The following is a 17,856-nucleotide window of genomic DNA, read 5'->3' as shown; positions in this document are numbered from 1 at the left end:
TCACTTATGCCGACTTATCTCTGGCCACTCATTCTTACCGTTTTTGCTAACATGGTGTATCAACTATCCGCTCGGGGCGTCTCCCATAACATCGACCCGTTCTTTTCGTTGATTATCACCTATAGTGTTGCTCTGCTGGGCTCGCTGATTCTGTACTTAATTAGTGGCAAGCAGCAGTCACTAAGTCTTGACCTTCACCAGATCAACTGGGCTTCCATCGCGATGGGACTAGCCATTATCTTTATCGAATTCGGTTATATGCTGTCCTACAAAGCAGGTGCCCCAATTGGTTCTACAGCCATGACGGTGAACATTGCGTTGACGCTGCTGCTGATTCCCATTGGCCTAATCTTTTTGCAGGAAAGTTTTACCCTGCGTAATGCCGTTGGGGTGGTCTTTGCCGTGACCGCGATTTATCTATTAAATAGCTGATACCCGAGTTACATCATGGACTTACATCTTCAAACACATAGTCCTATAATAAATACTATCTGCATATGAAGGAAGGAACTGTCGTGACAATCGTACGGGTCATTTTTGGCCAGACTGCTATCATGTTTCTGATCATGCTGATCGGCTTTCTCTGTTTTCGAGTGGGACTGGTCGACGAATCAGGCAGTCAGCAAATTTCCAATATCGTGATTTACATATCTAACCCAGCGTTGCTGTTAAATTCATTTATCGGCAATCTGAAAGCTTCCCAGCTGATAGATGGCCTGTGGTGTTTGATCATCTTGATCGTAATGATGCTGGTCACCATCGCGTTGGCCAAACTGATCTTCCGTAAACCGGAGCAGATGCTGATTCGCTTTGCCTTGATCTTTGCCAACCTCGGTTTTATTGGTCTGCCGCTATCCAAAGCCGTTTTAGGGGCTGGCAGCGTGTTTTACATGAGCATCTTCGTTGGCGTGTCCAACTTCTCACTGTGGACTTACGGGATCTATATGATCTCTGGTGATAAGCGCACAATTCAACTGAAACGGCTGGTAGTCAATCCGGCAATTCTAGCCTTGGTCTTTGGCCTGTTATTTGCATTGACCGGGGTCACCTTGCCGCCGATCTTAGGTACGACCGTCTCCGATCTCGCTAACATGAACTTGCCACTGGTCATGATCGCCATGGGCTGCTACCTGGCACAAGGTAACATTCGCAATGCCCTTAAGAGCAAAGCCCTGTATCAAGCCATTGGCGCTCGGCTGATCATCGCACCGTTGATTGTCCTCGTCATTTTACAATTCGTGCCTAACCAGTTCATGATGGTTAAAAACGTTATCTTGCTGGGGCAAGCGACTCCGGTGGCTGCTTTAATGGCCATCTTCAGCCATACGTTCCATCGCAACGCCCTCTTTAGTACCACGGTTGTCGGGCTGACCACTCTGTGTTCTCTGGTCACTATTCCGCTATTCATGGGCCTGGCACAATGGCTCTGGCACCTGTAATTCAGCCAAATTAAAAGCGTCCATTTGACAATTCAGTCAAACGGACGCTTTTTGATTTACTTATTCAATAATGAAAACGTACTGTGCTAAATCTTTTAGCCAGTAGGTGTGAACTTGTTCTGGATGATAGCAGACAATGTCTTGCAAAAATTCATTTCCAACTAAGGTGTAATAAATCTCCTCACGATCATTAAAGGTCTCCAGATAATCAATGTTTCTTTGATGACGAAGGCTTTCGCTTGCTTCTCTCCAGCTGTCTGGAAGAGTTGCTAAACCATATTGATGGGCCAGATCCTGCCAACGATTCATTGGTACGACCGGTGCCTTTGTTGCTATTGCGCTTTCAGGCAATGTTAGTCAGTCCTTTCCAGTGATTAAGGATAGCACGGATTAACATTGGTAGCGGTTATATTTTAATGAGAATGTTGATTAATCAACTGTCTAACCTGTCAGACCAGTTTTCAATCAGGGCTTAAGTATTTATTGCCCTCATGGTTTACTAATTTACTGAGCTGTTGCACCATCATATAAACTGATTGCACATTAAACCCCATGCCAGTTCGCCATGGGGTATGTTACTTAATCTTGCGGTCCCTGACCTAAGTAGGCCGACACCATCCAGATCAGTTTTTCAATTTCAGTATGGTTTTCAATCAGCATATCTTGAGTAGAGAAGTCCCTTTCATCATCCGTAATCTCGATACCTTTTTGATACTGGTCACGCAGATATTTAAACTGGTCATTCAATCGTGTCATCAACTGTTGTAAGGTCAACTGGTCGAAGGTTATCTTTTCATCCGGTAACCCCGTCTTTTCAATGAATTCGTGGGTCGTTGCAATCGGACTGCCGCCAATGGCGATCAATCGTTCCGCCACGGCATCTAACTGTTCGTCTAACGTGTCGTTATAGTCATCCATTAATGGGTGCAGCTTGAAAAATTCTGAGCCGCGCATATACCAATGAGTCTGTTGAATATTAGTATGCAGCTGGCTTAAATCAGCAATTAATTGGTTCAGTTGGTCCTGTGTCTTCGGATATTGTGTCATAGGCATTCCTCCAATACTAGATCAAGTGACTTCTACTACTTGATATCAGTATATCAAATCTCTGCAATTGAACCTAGAAAAGTGCTCGGTTGCTTACCCCGGATTCAAATACCCTTGCAACGGGTTTCTAAATCATTTATGATAAATGAATGTACATATTTATTATTTTTTAATTTAAGGGGAAATACATATGATTTTATTTGGTGCATTAGCCAATGGCCTAGCCGTCATCTGCGGTGGCGGTATTGGTCTGGCTTTTAAACACGGTATCTCAGAACGCGTCAAAACTTTAGTCTTGCAGAGTTTAGGTGTTTGCGTTGTTTACGTAGGCATCAGCGGTTCACTCAAGGGTACTAATACAGTAATTGTGGTGCTTTCAATGGTGATTGGCGCAATTATTGGTGAGTTGATCAACTTTGATCACCAATTTCAAAAATTCGGTGACTGGCTGGAGAAACTGATGGGCATGAGCGGTGAAAACCATTTTTCAGAAGCCTTCGTGACCAGCACCCTCTTTATCTGTGTTGGGGCGATGGCCATTGTCGGTTCGCTGCAAAGCGGCATGACCGGCAATAACCAGGTGCTGTACACCAAGTCAATGATCGACGGTGTTTTTGTACTGATTCTCGCGACAACGTTAGGATTAGGCGTCATCTTTTCATCGGTCTCAGTAGTGCTGTATGAGTCCGTCTTGATTTTACTAGCTCAGTGGGTGGCCCCGCTGTTTACCCACACTGTCATCAACGAAATGACCTGTGTCGGCTCCCTATTGATTTTGATCATCGGGCTAAATATGCTGAAATTAACCAAAATCAAGGTCGCCAATCTTTTGTTAGCACCATTTTTACCGATCGTGCTGTGTGCACTAATCAAGTGAGCAATAGTGGCGTTTCTCATAAACTTAACACTATAATCTCATTGTCAAATATAAGTCGTGGTGCTTTAAAACGTGCCAGCCCCTGATTATAATGTGCGTAATTAACGAGAAAGGAATGATCATCATGACAAGTTACGCACCAAGAGATCCTCAAACTGACCGTTTACTAGCACCCGGCAATAGTGTTTTTGTGATTATTGATTATCAACCAACGCAGATTCAATCCATCGAATCAATGAACCGCCACCAGCTCGTCCAAAATATTGTGGCAACCACCAAACTGATGCAGGCTTATCATGTGCCGATCATTCTTTCAACGGTAAACGTTGCCACTGGTCGCAACAAAGATACCATTAGTGACTTAAAGACCGTTTTAGGTGATACGCCATCGTATGACCGTACCACGATCAACGCCTGGGAAGATCAGGAATTCAATGAGGCCGTTACGGCAACTCACCGGCATAATATTATTATTGCAGCGCTGTGGACTGAAGCGTGCCTGACCTTCCCTGCTATTGATGCCATGGCCGAGGGCTACGACGTTTATCCGGTGGTTGATGCTGTTGGCGGCACCAGCCTTGATGCCCACGAAGCAGCGTTGCGCCGGGTAGAACAAGCTGGTGCTCATCCCACTTCTTACGCCCAGTTAGCTTGCGAGCTGCAGCGTGACTGGAACCGAACGGACACTGTTCCTGCTTTCTTAGAGGGAATGTTTGAAACGGGCAAATTTTTAGAATTATAAAAGCTGCCAGAATAAGATACAAACAAGGCCTACTCCGTGTAATTGGAATAGGCCTTGTTTGTATTTGTCTTTTATCCTTGATCAGATTGTGCAATTAACTGCGCTACATAATCGCCAAATTCACTGGTACTCAGCACTGTCGCAGCCGCTGTTTTAGCAAAATCAACGGTTACATGGTGCGATTGAATGGCCTGCTTGATGCTGCTTCGAATCAACTGGGCAACTTCGGTCCAACCCAGATAATCAAACATCATGGCGCCGGATAGAATAATTGAAGTTGGATTCAATTTATTTTGGCCGGCAAATTGCGGTGCGGTCCCATGCGTCGCTTCAAAAATCGCGTGACCCGTTTGATAGTTAATGTTGCCACCAGGCGCGATCCCAATCCCGCCAACCTGGGCAGCTAAAGCATCCGAAATGTAATCACCGTTTAGGTTCATGGTCGCCACCACTTCAAAATGCTCTGGGTAGAGTAAGGACTGCTGGAAGAAGTTATCGGTGATCACATCGTTCACGACCAGTTTTTGTGCATCACGGGCGGCTTGATAGGCCTGATCAGCTGCTTGAGCTCCCTGGTCGGCTTTGATTTTATCGTATTGATTCCAAGTAAAGACTTGGTCACCATACTTTTCAGCTGCCTCATAGCCCCATTTTTTAAAGTTACCTTCAGTCTTTTTCATAATATTGCCCTTATGGACCAACGTTAGGGTGTGCCGGTTGTTAGCAAGGGCGTAATCAATGGCCGCTTTCACCAGTCGGGTCGAGCCCTGTTTTGAAATCGGTTTAATGCCAAAAGCGGACGTATCGGGGAAGCGGACCTTACTTATTTTATTCTGCTTGGTCAGTAAATCTTTCCAGGCTTCAGCATCCGCCGTGCCAACGTCGCTTTCGATTCCAGCGTAAATGTCTTCCGTATTCTCTCGAAACACGTCAATATTCACGTTTTCGGGATGGACGACTGGTGAGGGTGTTCCTGGATAATACGTTACCGGCCGAAAGCAGGCGTACAAGTCCAATTTCTGACGTAAAGTCACGTTAATGGACCGGTGGCCAACACCTATGGGGGTCGTTAACGGACCCTTAATGCCAACTAGGTATTCACGCAGAGTTGACAGCGTCTTATCCGGCAGCCATTGGCCGGTTTCTTGATAAGCCTTCTCACCAGCTAATAATGGCAACCAGTTAATTTTCTTTTGACCAGCGTAGGCTTTCTTAACCGCTGAATCAAAAACCGTTTGAGCTGCTCCCCAAATTTCAGGACCAATACCATCCCCTTTAATAAAAGGAATGGTTGGCTGATCCGGTACTTGAAGCCGGCCGTTGTTCATGGTTATTTTTTCTTTAGTCACTTAAAATTCCCTCCTTATCGGCTCGGATAATGCCGGTTAGTTTCACCCACGTATTCCGACGATGGTCTGATCAGACAGCCTTCAGCTTGCTGTTCAACAATGTGTGCTAACCACCCTGCCGTTCGACAAGCCGCAAACATCATGGTGAACGTTTGTTTATCAAGGTCAAAGCAGTGATAGATCAACGCGGTATAGTAATCCACATTGGGATGCAGATGGGTCGCTTTAAACATATAATCTTTAATTTGCTCTTGCAACACAAAGTATGAATCGTTACCCGTTTCGTGCGCAATTTTACGGGCGACTTCCCTCAGGATAACGGCTCTTGGATCGCCATTTTTATAGATGCGGTGACCAAAGCCCATAATCTTGTGGCCGCTAGCCATCTGGTTTTTGACGTATTGCACGGGATCTTGACCCGTGTCACGGATGGTTTCCAGCATATTAAAGACCCGTTCATTAGCTCCGCCGTGCAGCGGTCCCTTTAAGGCACAGACGGCCGCGGTCAAGCACGAATAGTAATCGGCCTGCGTCGATGCCACCACTCGGACGGTAAACGTTGACGCGTTAAATTCATGGTCGGCATGCAGCACCATGACGGTGTTAAACATGGCGACCCGTTCTGGAGTTGGCCGCTGCCCGGAAAATAGATAGATAAAATTTTCAACCACGCCCCAGCCCTTTTGCGCGTGTTTAATGGGCTGACCGTCCCGAATACGAATGATCGCCGCAATAGCCGTTAACAGCTTCGCCAATATCCGCGGCGGATCATCTCGCTTAACATCGTTAGTGGTGCCAAGAAGCGACACCGTCGTTCTTAAAATACTCATTGGATGCTGCGGTTCATAAGTAATTCTGGTGATCAATTGAACGGTTTTTTCAGGTAATACCATTTCTGAAACCAGCCGTTTTCTAAATTCACTTAATTCATCGGCACTTGGAAGCCGCGTATGCCACAGCAGGAACACCACTTCTTCAAACGGGGCATCCTTTAGCTCCTTAATGGGATATCCTGCATACGTTAACACCGCGTTCTTCGTTGAACTGACTTTGGTCTGATCAACCACAACCCCAGCTAACCCCTTTGGTAATTCCATTTAGTCACCTCTGACGTTAAACCTTATTGATTCTCTTTAGCAGCTACCTTATTGGCAACGATCATTGGCATAATGCCGCCGTTTCTGTAATACTTCCAATCAACGGGGGTATCAAAGCGCACGATTGCATCAAATTTAATTTGCTGATTCGCCTTCTGTGCCGTAACGTGTGCGACTTGACCATCCAGTTCAATTGAGAACGTTTCGGTCCCGTCTAAGCCTAACGACTCGGCGGTTTGTCCCGGCTGATATTGAAGTGGCACAACGCCCATCATGGCTAGATTGGCCCGGTGAATCCGTTCAAAGCTTTCAGCGATGATGGCTTTGACACCTAAGAGTTTGACACCCTTAGCAGCCCAATCACGAGAAGAACCCATGCCGTAATCCTTACCAGCCAATACGACTAATCCAGTATGGTCAGCTTGGTACTGCTGGGCGGCTTCAAAAATGGTCGTTTCTTTATTAGTTGGTAAGTACCGGGTAAAACCACCGGTCTTATCGGGCGTTAGCTGGTTCTTTAACCGAATATTCGCCAGTGTGCCACGCATCATGACCTCGTGATTACCACGACGGGAACCATAAGAATTAAAGTCCCGAGTTGCGATTCCCTTAGACTTCAAGTAACGGCCAGCTGGCGTTTCTGCGCCAATAAAACCGGCTGGCGAAATGTGGTCCGTGGTGATGGAATCACCTAACTTAGCCAGTACGCGTAGACCGGATAACTGCTTGCTACCGGCTGCACCATCAAAGAATGGCGGTGCCGCGATGTACGTTGAGTGAACGTCCCACTGATAAATTGCTGATTGCGGTGCTGGCAGTTCATCCCAAGTCATGTTTTGGCTCAAAATGGACTGGTAGTTCTTTTGAAATTCTTTGGGCTTTAGATACTGCTGTTCAAGCTGTGCGACTTCACTATCTTTTGGCCACAGATCCTTTAAGTAAACTGATGTGCCCGATTTAGAGGTTCCCACCGGCTGGGTCGTCAGGTCAATATCACAAGTCCCGGCTAACGCGTAGATCACAACGAGTGGCGGTGAAGCTAAGTAGGTATCTTTGACCAGTGGATTAACTCGGCCCGCAAAATTACGGTTAGCACTTTCAACTGCCGCAATTGGATAAGGATGCTCAGTAAGTCTGGTTTGCAGGTCTTCTTTTAACTGACCTGAATTACCAATACAAGTCATACAGCCATACCCAACTAGGTTAAAACCGAGTTGATCCAAATAGGGTTGCAGACCTGCCGCCTCCAAATACTGGGTCACGACTCGAGAACCTGGTGCTAACGATGTTTTCACGTAAGCGGGCACTTTTAAGCCTAACTCGACGGCCCTTTTGGCAACTAATCCAGCTGCCAAAAGAACTTTCGGGTTAGAGGTATTCGTGCAACTGGTAATGGCTGCGATGCCGATGGAACCGACCCGAATCTTAAATTTCTTACCGTTAACTGCGACTGGATAATCCGGCAGCTGACGCCGATCATCAAATTGTTTGGGCATGTCTTTTAGAGCAACCGTATCCTGTGGCCGGTTGGGTCCAGCTAAGCTGCTTTGAACGCTGGCCAAATCAAGCGAGACGGTTTCACTGTATTGCGGAATGGCCTTTTCGTCATAGAACAGACTATTCGTTTTTGCATAATTTTCCACTAGATCAATTTGAGCAGCCGACCGGTTCGTTAATTTCAAATAATCGATAGTTTGCTGATCAATGGGGAAGAACCCACACGTAGCACCGTATTCGGGGGCCATGTTGCCAATTGTTGCCCGGTAAGCAAGTGGCAGACTTTGCGCGCCTTCACCATAAAATTCAACGAACTTTCCGACTACGTTGTGTTCACGCAGCAGATGGGTCAACGTCAGTGCAAGGTCGGTTGCCGTAATGCCCTCGCCTAACTTCCCCGTCAGCTTGACGCCCACTACTTTAGGCATAGGCATATACGTGGGTTCGCCCAGCATACTGGACTCCGCTTCAATGCCGCCGACACCCCAGCCGAGGACGCCCAGACCGTTGATCATGGTGGTGTGGGAATCAGTCCCGACCAGCGTATCCGGGAAAGCTTCGTAACTGCCATCCGCCAATTGCTTGGGGTGGATAACGTCAGCCAGATACTCCAAATTAACTTGGTGAATGATCCCCGTGTCAGGTGGAATAACCGTCAGATTTTTAAAGCTGTTTTGCGCCCATTTTAAAAAGGTATACCGTTCACGGTTACGTTTGAATTCTTGCTGGATATTGTAAGCAAAAGCCTGTTTGTTGCCAGCGTGATCAACCTGAACTGAGTGATCAATGACTAAATGAACCGGAATCTCCGGATTGATTGAATTGACGTCGCCGCCCCGTTTAGCCACCACATCACGCATCGCTGCCAGATCAACCAACGCTGGAACACCCGTTAGGTCCTGCAAAATGACCCGTTCCGGTTGATGCGCAATGTTTTGATCATGATGCTGATTCCAATCATTAAATGCGGAAGGGACCCGTCCTTGATCAGGTTTCTGATCTGCACGGCGCAAAGCTTCTTCCAGTAAAATTCGAATGGTGTACGGAAGCTGATCAACACTTTGTCCATGATCCTTCAAATACGCGTCAATACTGTAAAACCGGTATGAACCGCCCTTTAAATTGAGTTGTTGCCGGTACGATTTATTCATAAAACCCACCGCCTTTGTATGTGCCAGAAACCACTAATACTTTAATTAGAAAAGTCGAACAATCTTAACTTTTAAAATTAAATCGTTAATAATTTCACTTTGTTCTAATGATATTCTCATTTACGTTTAATCTAGATGTAATCAGTTATTTTGTCAAGACTTTTCTGAATATTTATTTACACTAACGACTAAAAATTTAACACCAAATAAAAAAAGCATCCAGATCAATAAACGATCCAGATGCCTAATTTGATTATGGTTCACTTGATTTCTCACAGTAATTACAATATCCAGTTGACTCTGATCACCAGTTTAATTGCTCTCCGGTTCATTTTCACTGTCAACCAGCTCAACCTTAATGCCTTTTTTCACCAGTTTGGCCCGGCCAGTCGTTACAAACCGATCACGGACACTGGTTTTAGTAAATGTAGTCACCTGAGCTAACAGCTGTTGCATGACCTGCAGAGCATCCTCACTAGTGGTCATCCCGGTTGCCAGTTTCTTTTCCTTAATCGCATTGTACTTAAGAGTTTCGAACTTCAACTTATTCTTAACGATTCTCATTCTGGAAAAATTGTAAATACCATTTTGCCACAGAATGAAATGGTATAGTTCCCGCTTTGTCCGTTGAAAGCCTTCAAACTGATCGCCCTTATAAATAAACACATACTCGCTTTTACCAGCTTTGGTCTTGAGCACGTCACCATCATGCAGCGTAAAATTACGCAGTGCTTCGTAAGAGCCCGTTGACAGATTAATTTGACCGTTATAAAAGTCGGCCGAAAACCCTGAACCCGCGTCAAAATCGATGGACACACTCGTTGCCTCGTGCTTATCATGGGCCACAAAGATTTCACTGTCATCAAACGGCGCCCTGAAAGTACCGTCTAGATCGATGTTTTGAACATCGCTCAATCGCTTAGCTAACGTGGTCTCAGACGGTTCATTTGAATCAATAATTTTTGCAAACTTATAACCCTTTCGATGCTTAATAATTGGGATCGTTAACGTTTCAACATTACTTGTCATAGCTCATCCTTCTTAAAATGTCATGGTTGTTAGTTGCTGTAATTTAACTAAAGGTTTCCTCATTAAGCCTAGCACAGCATCACCAGAATTAACACTCTTTCAGGATTAATTTCAACTGGGCAGCTTACTCATTTAAGCCTTAGCCTTACGGGTGCGAAAGACCAGAAACGCCCATGCGACCGCACCGAAGAAGACTGGTCCGATGATGGTCCAAAACGCCGTATAGTAATCGTGCGTCATAATTGGATAGGCCGCGGTGAAGATAATGCCACCACTAATCACGATCAAGACGATGGCTACGATCAGGTTAGTCCAGCCGCGATTGGTATAGATTTCAAATGGCCGTTCTAGGTCTTGACGCTTCTTAAAGAACGGAAAAGCACCAATCAGAAAAATGTACGGAAACGAGGTGGAAACGTTCCCCATATCAGTCAAAATCGTGTAGAATTTAGCCGCTGTACTGCCACCGAATGCGACCAAGAAGATCATAACGGCAACGATGATTGCTTGGATCCACATTGCGTAGGCCGGCATGTGATGCTTGTTTAAAGTCGTCATCTTTTTCGGCCAAAACTTCGGGTTAGAACCCATAATGAAGGATTTCAACGGTGAATAGACCAGGACAAAGAATGAGCCTAAGTAAGCAACAAACATACTTAATCCCGCAAACCGGGCAAACAAAGTGCCCAGTAAAGTCGCAGTAGCTGCCGACAAATTCAAACTCTGCCCCAAAACTACCCCTAAATTATTCATCAAAACATAGGTGATGTTCCCCAGGTTCACCTGATTACCACCTAAAACGTGCTGCCAGTTCGTACTGATTCCCCACAGAAAGATCGATGATGAATAAGCAATGGTAATTATGACAGTGGCAATGATCAACCCTCGCGGAAAAGTTTTCTCAGGCTTATCCATACTGTCAGTCACACCGCCTAAAGACTCGGCCCCAGCGTAAGCAAACACCGCGTAGACCACAAAGGAAATAAAGGCAATTGGCGACTGGAACTGACTGTTAGGTGAATTAACGAAGCTGCTTAACCCGTGAATTGGTTCAGCTAAATGACCGCCGTTTGCGAACAGCACCACAAAGCTGGCCAGCACAAAGATCACCGTCAGCAAACTCACAAAGACGCCGCCCAACGATGAGATCTTCGCTATCGCATCGATTCCGTGAACGTCGCACCACGTTACAGCTAAGATCCACAAAATGCCTAAGAGGCCAATCAGCTGGGTCGACCCCAGACCGAACAGTTGCCACTGCGGTGTACTGTCGTGACCAAAAATCAACGTGGCTAGTGGAATCCAGACCTTAGACGCCGTCGATACCATCCAAATAATCCAAGACGATAACCAAATAAAGGTTCCGATAAAAGCCCACCGTTCACCAATCGATCCGGCCATCCAGGAATAAATGCCACCGTGAGCGTCCTTAAAGGCGGCCCCATATTCAGCAAACATTAATGAACTTGGTAATAGGAATAATAAGGCCGCTAAAATATACCAAATAATACTAGCATACCCCATCTGGTCGTATGCGATGGTCGTATTTGCAAATCCATAGATCGTCGTAAACGTCATTAAAACCAGATTTACTAACGTAATACTTTTCTTCTTTGCCATAAAATAACCTCATCCAATCTCAAATAATTGCAATACTTGTATATGTCACGATTAATTTTAATTGTTACTGTATAAGTATTCAATAACTATGAAAGATAATTAATAATCTCATTCTTACGTCATTCTCTTAAATAATGTATTTCAGGCCATTTTAATGAGCAGGTTGTTAGCTTATAAATGTATATTTATTTGAATATTTGCAACGTAGCATTGGATTACAATGAGATAAACATTAAAATTAGATTTGACATCCCACATTTAAGTGTTATTATGATGTCAATTCGATAAGCAATTGCGTTAACGAGGACAGCGTTGGTACACCATAAGCGAGTTCGGTTTGGTGTAAGCGGACAATCGTACCAGCCAATCACCTCGAAGCATTTTTGATGAACGGTAACTAGTAATTAAAAACGGAGTCAATCTCCGTTATCAACTTGGATCTGTGTTTGCAGATCGTAAGTTCCACTTGGTGACGAGTGGAAAACATAAAGGTGGTAACGCACACGTGCCCTTTAAGTCAGAGATGGCTTAAAGGGTATTTTTGCTTTCAAATTACAATACTTATTTAAAGGGGTAATACATATGAAATTCACAGTTGTTGGAACAGGTGCAATGGGTTTGCGGTATGGTGTTTTGCTACAGGATGCTGGTAATGAAGTTGACTTTGTTGATGGCTGGAAACCCCAAGTCGAAACCATCCGCAAGCAAGGCGGTGTTAAGGTTTCTCGGGATCATGAAGATACCCATCTGGTCCCCGTTAACGTTTACTACCCAGAAGAATACGATGGTAACCCAGACTGCTACATCTTCTTTTTGAAGCAAATGCAGCTGTCCGATATGCTGAAACGCTGCGCCCACTTCTTCAAGCCTAACCAATACGCCTTTACCTGCATGAACGGGATGGGCCACATCGAAAAATTGTTGAAGTACTTCAAGCCTGAAAAGCTGGTCGCAGGGACTGCCCTAGTTGCCACCGTCTTAAACGGCCCTGGCGACGTTGACTTCATCGGTAAGCGCGGTGCCGGTTCCATGAACCTCGCTAACTACACTGAAAAGCCAGACGACTTCACGCACAAGTTGGTTGAACAGCTTAAAAAAGCCCAGTTCAACCCCAACCTCACCAGAAACTTCCGTGGCACATTGATGGCCAAGGTGGTCTTCAACTCAGTGGTTAACACCCTTTGCACCATGTTTGAAGTGACCATGGGTGAATACGCTGACTATGAAGGCGCTGATGAAATGAGCCGTCAACTGATCGACGAAGCCTATGACGTCTGCGAACGCGATGGCGTCAAGATGCTCAATACTCGTGAAGAAGAACTGGCCAGTGTCAATTACGTTTCTAAAGTGGCTAACCCACTCCACTACCCTTCAATGTATCAGGATATGCATAACTACCGGCCAACCGAAGTTGATTACATCAACGGCTACCTGGTTAAGTTAGGTAAAAAACATGACTACTTTGCTAAAACCCATTCCTTCTTGACCCATGAAGTCCACTTAGCAGAACGCAACAAACAGCGTGAACTGAAGCGGATGCGTGAAGAAGAAACAGCACCAGAAACGGTTGTTGAACACCAGCAAGTTGCTGGCAGATAGCCTTTAATTCAAAAACAATGAATCACATCTAATGCGATTCATTGTTTTTTTGTGTCTTAATTTGAATTGTCATGGTCAACCCCAATCTTCAGCGATTTCATGTTATTCTGTTAGGTAAATTAGGATTCATTTAATCGTGTTTTTTAATCCAAAGGAGGTTTCAAAATGCAACTCACTAAATTACTGCACATTCAAAAGCCCATCATTCAAGGTGCCATGGCGCAAATCTCACGGCCAGAGTTGGTGATTGCCGTTAGCAATGCTGGTGGTTTAGGCGTTTTAACCACTGCTGATTCAACTGCCGAGTCGCTGCAAGCAGATCTGAAGACTATTCGCGCCGCAACTAAGCAGCCATTTGGGGTCAACTTAATGCTGCAGCAAGATAACATTGACAGTCTGTTACCCGTCCTATTGGCTGACCCAGTTCCAGTTGTCTTCACTAGTGCAGGTAATCCTGCGCCATTTATGCAGAACTTAATCAATGCCGGTAGTAGGATTATTCCAGTCATTCCTAACGTTAAGATTGCTAAGAAAATGGCTAATCTGGGCGCATCCGCAGTAGTTGCCGAAGGTTTAGAATCCGGTGGTCACATCGGCACCGAAACTACCATGTCATTGGTGCCGCAAGTTGTAGCAGCCGTGAACATCCCCGTGGTTGCTGCTGGCGGTATTGGCACCAGTGCCGGCGTTAAGGCCGCCTTCGCTTTAGGCGCCGTTGGAGTCCAAGTCGGAACTGCCTTTTTAGTTGCCAAAGAGACCCCCATTGACGAGATTTACAAACAACTGGTGATTAAAGCCGACGATAATGGTACAGTAGTTACCGGAACTGGTGGCGATCGCGTTCGTAGTTTGAAAACACCGTTAACGACGAAATTACTTGTTACCACTGATTCAACAACGTTCAGTCAGCTATCCAGCGGTTCTTTAAAACGCGCCATTGCTGGTGATGTGGACCATGGTAGCTTCATGGCTGGTCAAATTGCCGGTGCCATGACCAAGATTCGCTCAGCTAAGGAAATCGTTGCTGATTTAAACCAAGGCGTCCCACAATAGTAGAAGATTTATTTTAAGAAGGAGTTTTTTATGATCAAACAAATTAACCACGACCAAGGATTTCTCTCCCAAAAAGCCACTCGAGCAACTAAAGCGGATGCCGCCGCTGTGACTGACCTCGTGGATACCCTTAAAGCTAACACTAGTCGCGCCGTTGGCTTAGCAGCTAACATGATTGGCGTTAAAAAACGGATCATTGCGATTCAGCTTGGAATGTTATCCATTCCCATGGTCAATCCAGAGATCACTAAGAAAAGTGGCCCTTACGAAGCTACTGAAGGTTGCCTGTCTTTGGAAGGTCAGCGAACAACAACCCGTTATAAGACGATTGAAGTTACGTATCAAGATCAGAACTTTAAATCGCATACCCAGACTTTTAATGATTTTACTGCTGAGATTATTCAACATGAAGTGGATCATACGAATGGGATTTTGATTTAACTTAAAGAGCGCCAGAAAAATCGTTGTGATTTTCCTGGCGCTCTTTTCTTTTACATTGACTAAACGTGTTCAGAAAGCCTGCCCCCGGCCACATAACGCGACTAATCCAAAAATTCAAAACCGGAATTTTCCGATTAGTCGCGTTATGTTCTGGGGGCAACCCGGCTTTCTTCACACTCTCTAATTAATCTTCCTCTTCGGATTCAACAACTGCATCGGATCAAACAATGCCTTGATTTGGTGTTGAATCTGGTCAACATCTTCACCCAGTTCTTCGTTGTTCCACTGGTTCTTCATAGTGCCAACGGCGTGTTCGCCCGAAATTGTCCCGCCCAGTTCCAACGTTTTATGGAACATTAACTGCAACGCTTCAACAACATCTTGCGGCGCCTCTTTTTGTTCCTTTGGCCAAACAATCGTCGGATGGACGTTACCATCACCAGCATGGCCGGCCACGTAAATCTTCAGATGCTTTTGAACACCCACCTCGTGGATATAATCCATCATTGGTGCCAGCTTAGATAGTGGCATTGCCATATCTTCCATGATATGATTCTGACCAGCAAATACGGCCGGCAACATATCCCGACGTAGCTTTTCCAAATCAGCCTGCTCTTTTGGATCAGTGGTGACAGTCACATTAACCGCACTGTGCTTAGCCATCAGTTCTTTTAGCTTATCAACGACTTCCGGAATACTGTTATCCACTTTAAAGATCAGCATCGCACCGCTATTATTGCTATAATGCGTACCTTCATATTTATCCAGTGCCTCAATCGTAGCGTTATCCAAGGCTTCCAGCATCGTTGGGTAAACCCCAGAGATTCGAATCTCAGCAACGGCTTCGGCCAGCTTAGTCATATCGTCAAAGAACGCAATGCCCATCGTCGGCTTACTAATTGGGATCGGCATTAATTTTACCGTCACTTCAGTAATAACGCCTAACGTCCCTTCAGACCCGACAAATAACTGCGTCAGATTATAACCAAAGGCTTGCTTCAGCGTCCGGCCACCGACTTTGATCTCGCGGCCATCCGCCAAGACGACCTTTAATCCCAGCACGTTATCTTTCGTGGCACCGTACTTCACGGTACTCATCCCACCAGCGTTAGTGGCAACGTTGCCGCCAATACCAGAGATTGGCTTGGAACCTGGATCCGGTGCATAAAACATGCCCTGTTCACGAGCCGCTTTATCCAGGTCACCGTTGATCACACCTGGTTCAACAACGGCTAGTGAATCGGCCCGGCTGATTTCTTTAATGCGATTCATCTTCTTGGTCGACAGCACAAAGCTGCCGGCCACACTATCAGCCCCAACCACCGTACTGGTAAATTGATTTTGCGGCACCACCGGCACGTGGAATTTGCGGGCAGCCCTCATGACACCTTGGACATCTCTAGTGGAGTTAGCTTCAATATAAGCTAAGGCTAACCCACTCTCATCACTGGTCATCCTTGAACTAAAGGATTGCTTCTTCAGGATGATAGGTGCAGTAAACACGTTACCATCAGTGACTTGCTGTTTTAAAAATTCAATGATTTGTTCGTTACTAAAAGCACTAAAAACAGTCAATAACATCAGATCCTTTCTAAACAAATACTTCAAAATTTAGTATAATGCAACCATTACGCAGTTAACATTAATTACACCTATGATTTACTGCATGATTGCTAAATCCTTTAAGTTTTATTTATGAAAATTTATTTGAACTTCAAAAGATAACGTTTATACTTTATTCTTAAGTCTTACGTGTGTTATAACTATATTTCTAAACACGATATGTTTTACTAATCTGATTAACATTAAGGAGTTAAATATGCAGAATCAAAGCCCGAAACACTCGGCACCAAAACAACATTCAAGAATACGGCGGATCATCGTCTGGACACTGGTCGCACTCGTTGCCATCATTGGTCTTGGGGGCGCCTATGTTGCCTATCAGACTAAATCCAGCATTGATCACACCTATTCTGCCGCTCACGGTGCCAATCGTGCGAAGGTTTCGAATTCTAAGCCTGTCAGCATTTTACTGATGGGGACTGATACCGGTGCTCTTGGTCGGACTGATAAGGGCCGGACCGATACGATCATGGTGGTCACTATCAATCCCAAAACTAAGAAAGCCACGATGGTCAGCATTCCACGCGACACGCTGGTTAAGATCGACGGCACTAATGACACTGAAAAAATTAACGCGGCCTATACGGTTGGCGGTGCTTCGACTTCCATGAAGACGGTTGAAAAACTGGTGGGCGTTCCAATGAACTATTACGTCTTGATCAATATGGGCGGTCTGGAAAAAGTGGTTAACGCAATCGGTGGCATCGAGGTCAACGTGCCCTTCTCGTGGAGCGATTCACATACCCATATGTCCTTTACAAAGGGTAAAGCACATTTAAACGGTAAACAGGCTTTGGCATTTTCACGGATGCGTTATGAAGATCCTAAGGGTGATTATGGCCGTCAACAACGTCAGCAACAAGTCATTCAGCAAGTTGTTAAGAAAGTGACTAAATCCGGTAACGTCGCCATGTACCAGAAGTTACTCAGCTTACTGTCCAGCAACATGAAAACGAACTTATCCTTTAACGATATGATCAGCCTGGCCGAACACGATAAAGACTCTGTCAAGCACGTGAAGAAATCAAGCTTACAGGGGATTGGCGCCTACATTAACGATGCTGCTTACCAAGTCCCTGCTACCAAGACGCTCCAGAACACTTCAGACCTCTTGCGAACTTCCCTTGGTGAATCGAAGAAACCGTTAAATAACTTCAACGTACAGCAAAATAAACTCAACACGAAGAACGGTTTCGATTGGAATTCCGGTAATAACCCAGTTTATACGGTTTACGATAACAATTCTGCTTCCAATAACGCTAACACTATCCAAACCAATAATTAAGCAGTAG

16 protein-coding genes are annotated in these 17,856 nt (G+C 45.2%); 8 read left to right on the top strand and 8 right to left on the bottom strand.

Features of this window, described 5'->3' with window-relative positions; translation table 11 throughout:
* Positions 1–6: 6 nt before the first annotated feature.
* Entirely contained in the window at positions 7–432 is a 426-nt protein-coding gene (locus tag FFM73_RS03000) for an EamA family transporter (RefSeq protein WP_137630307.1), read from the top strand.
* An 83-nt stretch (positions 433–515) separates the two neighbouring features.
* A complete protein-coding gene (locus tag FFM73_RS02995) occupies positions 516–1,439 on the top strand; it encodes an AEC family transporter (protein ID WP_171001177.1) in 924 nt (307 codons plus the stop codon).
* Between the two features lie 60 nt (positions 1,440–1,499).
* Here the strand turns inward: FFM73_RS02995 and FFM73_RS02990 are convergent, their stop codons facing one another.
* Together FFM73_RS02990 and FFM73_RS02985 are read right to left on the bottom strand one after the other, a co-directional pair.
* Positions 1,500–1,790, bottom strand: coding sequence for a hypothetical protein (locus FFM73_RS02990; RefSeq protein ID WP_137630305.1), 291 nt, complete (start codon positions 1,788–1,790; stop codon positions 1,500–1,502).
* 228 nt (positions 1,791–2,018) lie between these two features.
* Positions 2,019–2,492 (bottom strand): Dps family protein, encoded by a 474-nt coding sequence (locus tag FFM73_RS02985; RefSeq protein WP_373278626.1) that lies wholly within the window; start codon positions 2,490–2,492, stop codon positions 2,019–2,021.
* A gap of 184 nt (positions 2,493–2,676) precedes the next feature.
* Here FFM73_RS02985 and FFM73_RS02980 point away from each other — a divergent pair, with 184 nt between their 5' ends.
* Together FFM73_RS02980 and FFM73_RS02975 are read left to right on the top strand one after the other, a co-directional pair.
* Positions 2,677–3,363, top strand: a complete 687-nt coding sequence (locus tag FFM73_RS02980) for a DUF554 domain-containing protein (protein ID WP_137630303.1) — start codon at positions 2,677–2,679, stop codon at positions 3,361–3,363.
* Between the two features lie 124 nt (positions 3,364–3,487).
* Positions 3,488–4,105 carry a hydrolase gene (locus FFM73_RS02975; RefSeq protein WP_137630302.1) on the top strand — a complete coding sequence of 206 codons (618 nt, stop codon included), beginning with the start codon at positions 3,488–3,490 and terminating at the stop codon, positions 4,103–4,105.
* A 71-nt stretch (positions 4,106–4,176) separates the two neighbouring features.
* Here the strand turns inward: FFM73_RS02975 and icd are convergent, their stop codons facing one another.
* From icd to yjeM, 5 genes are all read right to left on the bottom strand, one after another.
* The gene (gene icd, locus FFM73_RS02970; RefSeq protein ID WP_137630301.1) at positions 4,177–5,454 is read right to left on the bottom strand and encodes an NADP-dependent isocitrate dehydrogenase; all 1,278 of its coding nucleotides are present in this window, start codon (positions 5,452–5,454) and stop codon (positions 4,177–4,179) included.
* A 14-nt stretch (positions 5,455–5,468) separates the two neighbouring features.
* On the bottom strand, positions 5,469–6,551 hold the full coding sequence (locus FFM73_RS02965; RefSeq protein ID WP_137630300.1) for a citrate/2-methylcitrate synthase: 1,083 nt from the start codon (positions 6,549–6,551) through the stop codon (positions 5,469–5,471).
* A gap of 23 nt (positions 6,552–6,574) precedes the next feature.
* Complete coding sequence (gene acnA / locus FFM73_RS02960; protein ID WP_137630299.1) at positions 6,575–9,199, bottom strand: aconitate hydratase AcnA; 2,625 nt, start codon at positions 9,197–9,199, stop codon at positions 6,575–6,577.
* A gap of 312 nt (positions 9,200–9,511) precedes the next feature.
* Positions 9,512–10,228: a hypothetical protein gene (locus FFM73_RS02955; RefSeq protein ID WP_137630298.1), complete on the bottom strand. Its 717-nt coding sequence runs from the start codon at positions 10,226–10,228 to the stop codon at positions 9,512–9,514.
* 132 nt (positions 10,229–10,360) lie between these two features.
* A complete protein-coding gene (gene yjeM, locus FFM73_RS02950; RefSeq protein ID WP_137630297.1) occupies positions 10,361–11,848 on the bottom strand; it encodes a glutamate/gamma-aminobutyrate family transporter YjeM in 1,488 nt (495 codons plus the stop codon).
* 582 nt (positions 11,849–12,430) lie between these two features.
* Here yjeM and FFM73_RS02945 point away from each other — a divergent pair.
* From FFM73_RS02945 to FFM73_RS02935, 3 genes are all read left to right on the top strand, one after another.
* Positions 12,431–13,447 (top strand): ketopantoate reductase family protein, encoded by a 1,017-nt coding sequence (locus tag FFM73_RS02945; protein WP_137630296.1) that lies wholly within the window; start codon positions 12,431–12,433, stop codon positions 13,445–13,447.
* A gap of 165 nt (positions 13,448–13,612) precedes the next feature.
* Positions 13,613–14,500: an NAD(P)H-dependent flavin oxidoreductase gene (locus FFM73_RS02940; protein ID WP_137630295.1), complete on the top strand. Its 888-nt coding sequence runs from the start codon at positions 13,613–13,615 to the stop codon at positions 14,498–14,500.
* A gap of 30 nt (positions 14,501–14,530) precedes the next feature.
* On the top strand, positions 14,531–14,941 hold the full coding sequence (locus tag FFM73_RS02935) for a peptide deformylase (RefSeq protein ID WP_137630294.1): 411 nt from the start codon (positions 14,531–14,533) through the stop codon (positions 14,939–14,941).
* A 180-nt stretch (positions 14,942–15,121) separates the two neighbouring features.
* Here FFM73_RS02935 and FFM73_RS02930 read toward each other — a convergent pair whose 3' ends face one another.
* The gene (locus FFM73_RS02930) at positions 15,122–16,516 is read right to left on the bottom strand and encodes an FAD-binding oxidoreductase (RefSeq protein ID WP_137630340.1); all 1,395 of its coding nucleotides are present in this window, start codon (positions 16,514–16,516) and stop codon (positions 15,122–15,124) included.
* A gap of 244 nt (positions 16,517–16,760) precedes the next feature.
* Between FFM73_RS02930 and FFM73_RS02925 the strand changes: the two genes are divergently transcribed.
* Positions 16,761–17,849, top strand: a complete 1,089-nt coding sequence (locus FFM73_RS02925) for an LCP family protein (RefSeq protein WP_137630293.1) — start codon at positions 16,761–16,763, stop codon at positions 17,847–17,849.
* Positions 17,850–17,856: the final 7 nt, after the last annotated feature.

Origin of the sequence: Secundilactobacillus hailunensis, assembly GCF_005405185.1 — a bacterium.
Lineage (GTDB): Bacteria > Bacillota > Bacilli > Lactobacillales > Lactobacillaceae > Secundilactobacillus > Secundilactobacillus hailunensis.
This window is presented reverse-complemented; position numbering and strand designations above follow the sequence as displayed.

Bases quoted from the DNA above. Each gene is read 5' to 3' on its own strand.
- FFM73_RS03000 (WP_137630307.1), top strand. From the start codon at position 7: ATGCCGACTTATCTCTGGCCACTCATTCTTACCGTTTTTGCTAACATG.
- FFM73_RS02985 (WP_373278626.1), bottom strand. From the start codon at position 2,492: ATGCCTATGACACAATATCCGAAGACACAGGACCAACTGAACCAATTA.
- FFM73_RS02980 (WP_137630303.1), top strand. From the start codon at position 2,677: ATGATTTTATTTGGTGCATTAGCCAATGGCCTAGCCGTCATCTGCGGT.
- FFM73_RS02975 (WP_137630302.1), top strand. From the start codon at position 3,488: ATGACAAGTTACGCACCAAGAGATCCTCAAACTGACCGTTTACTAGCA.
- FFM73_RS02965 (WP_137630300.1), bottom strand. From the start codon at position 6,551: ATGGAATTACCAAAGGGGTTAGCTGGGGTTGTGGTTGATCAGACCAAA.
- acnA (WP_137630299.1), bottom strand. From the start codon at position 9,199: ATGAATAAATCGTACCGGCAACAACTCAATTTAAAGGGCGGTTCATAC.
- FFM73_RS02955 (WP_137630298.1), bottom strand. From the start codon at position 10,228: ATGACAAGTAATGTTGAAACGTTAACGATCCCAATTATTAAGCATCGA.
- yjeM (WP_137630297.1), bottom strand. From the start codon at position 11,848: ATGGCAAAGAAGAAAAGTATTACGTTAGTAAATCTGGTTTTAATGACG.
- FFM73_RS02945 (WP_137630296.1), top strand. From the start codon at position 12,431: ATGAAATTCACAGTTGTTGGAACAGGTGCAATGGGTTTGCGGTATGGT.
- FFM73_RS02940 (WP_137630295.1), top strand. From the start codon at position 13,613: ATGCAACTCACTAAATTACTGCACATTCAAAAGCCCATCATTCAAGGT.
- FFM73_RS02935 (WP_137630294.1), top strand. From the start codon at position 14,531: ATGATCAAACAAATTAACCACGACCAAGGATTTCTCTCCCAAAAAGCC.
- FFM73_RS02925 (WP_137630293.1), top strand. From the start codon at position 16,761: ATGCAGAATCAAAGCCCGAAACACTCGGCACCAAAACAACATTCAAGA.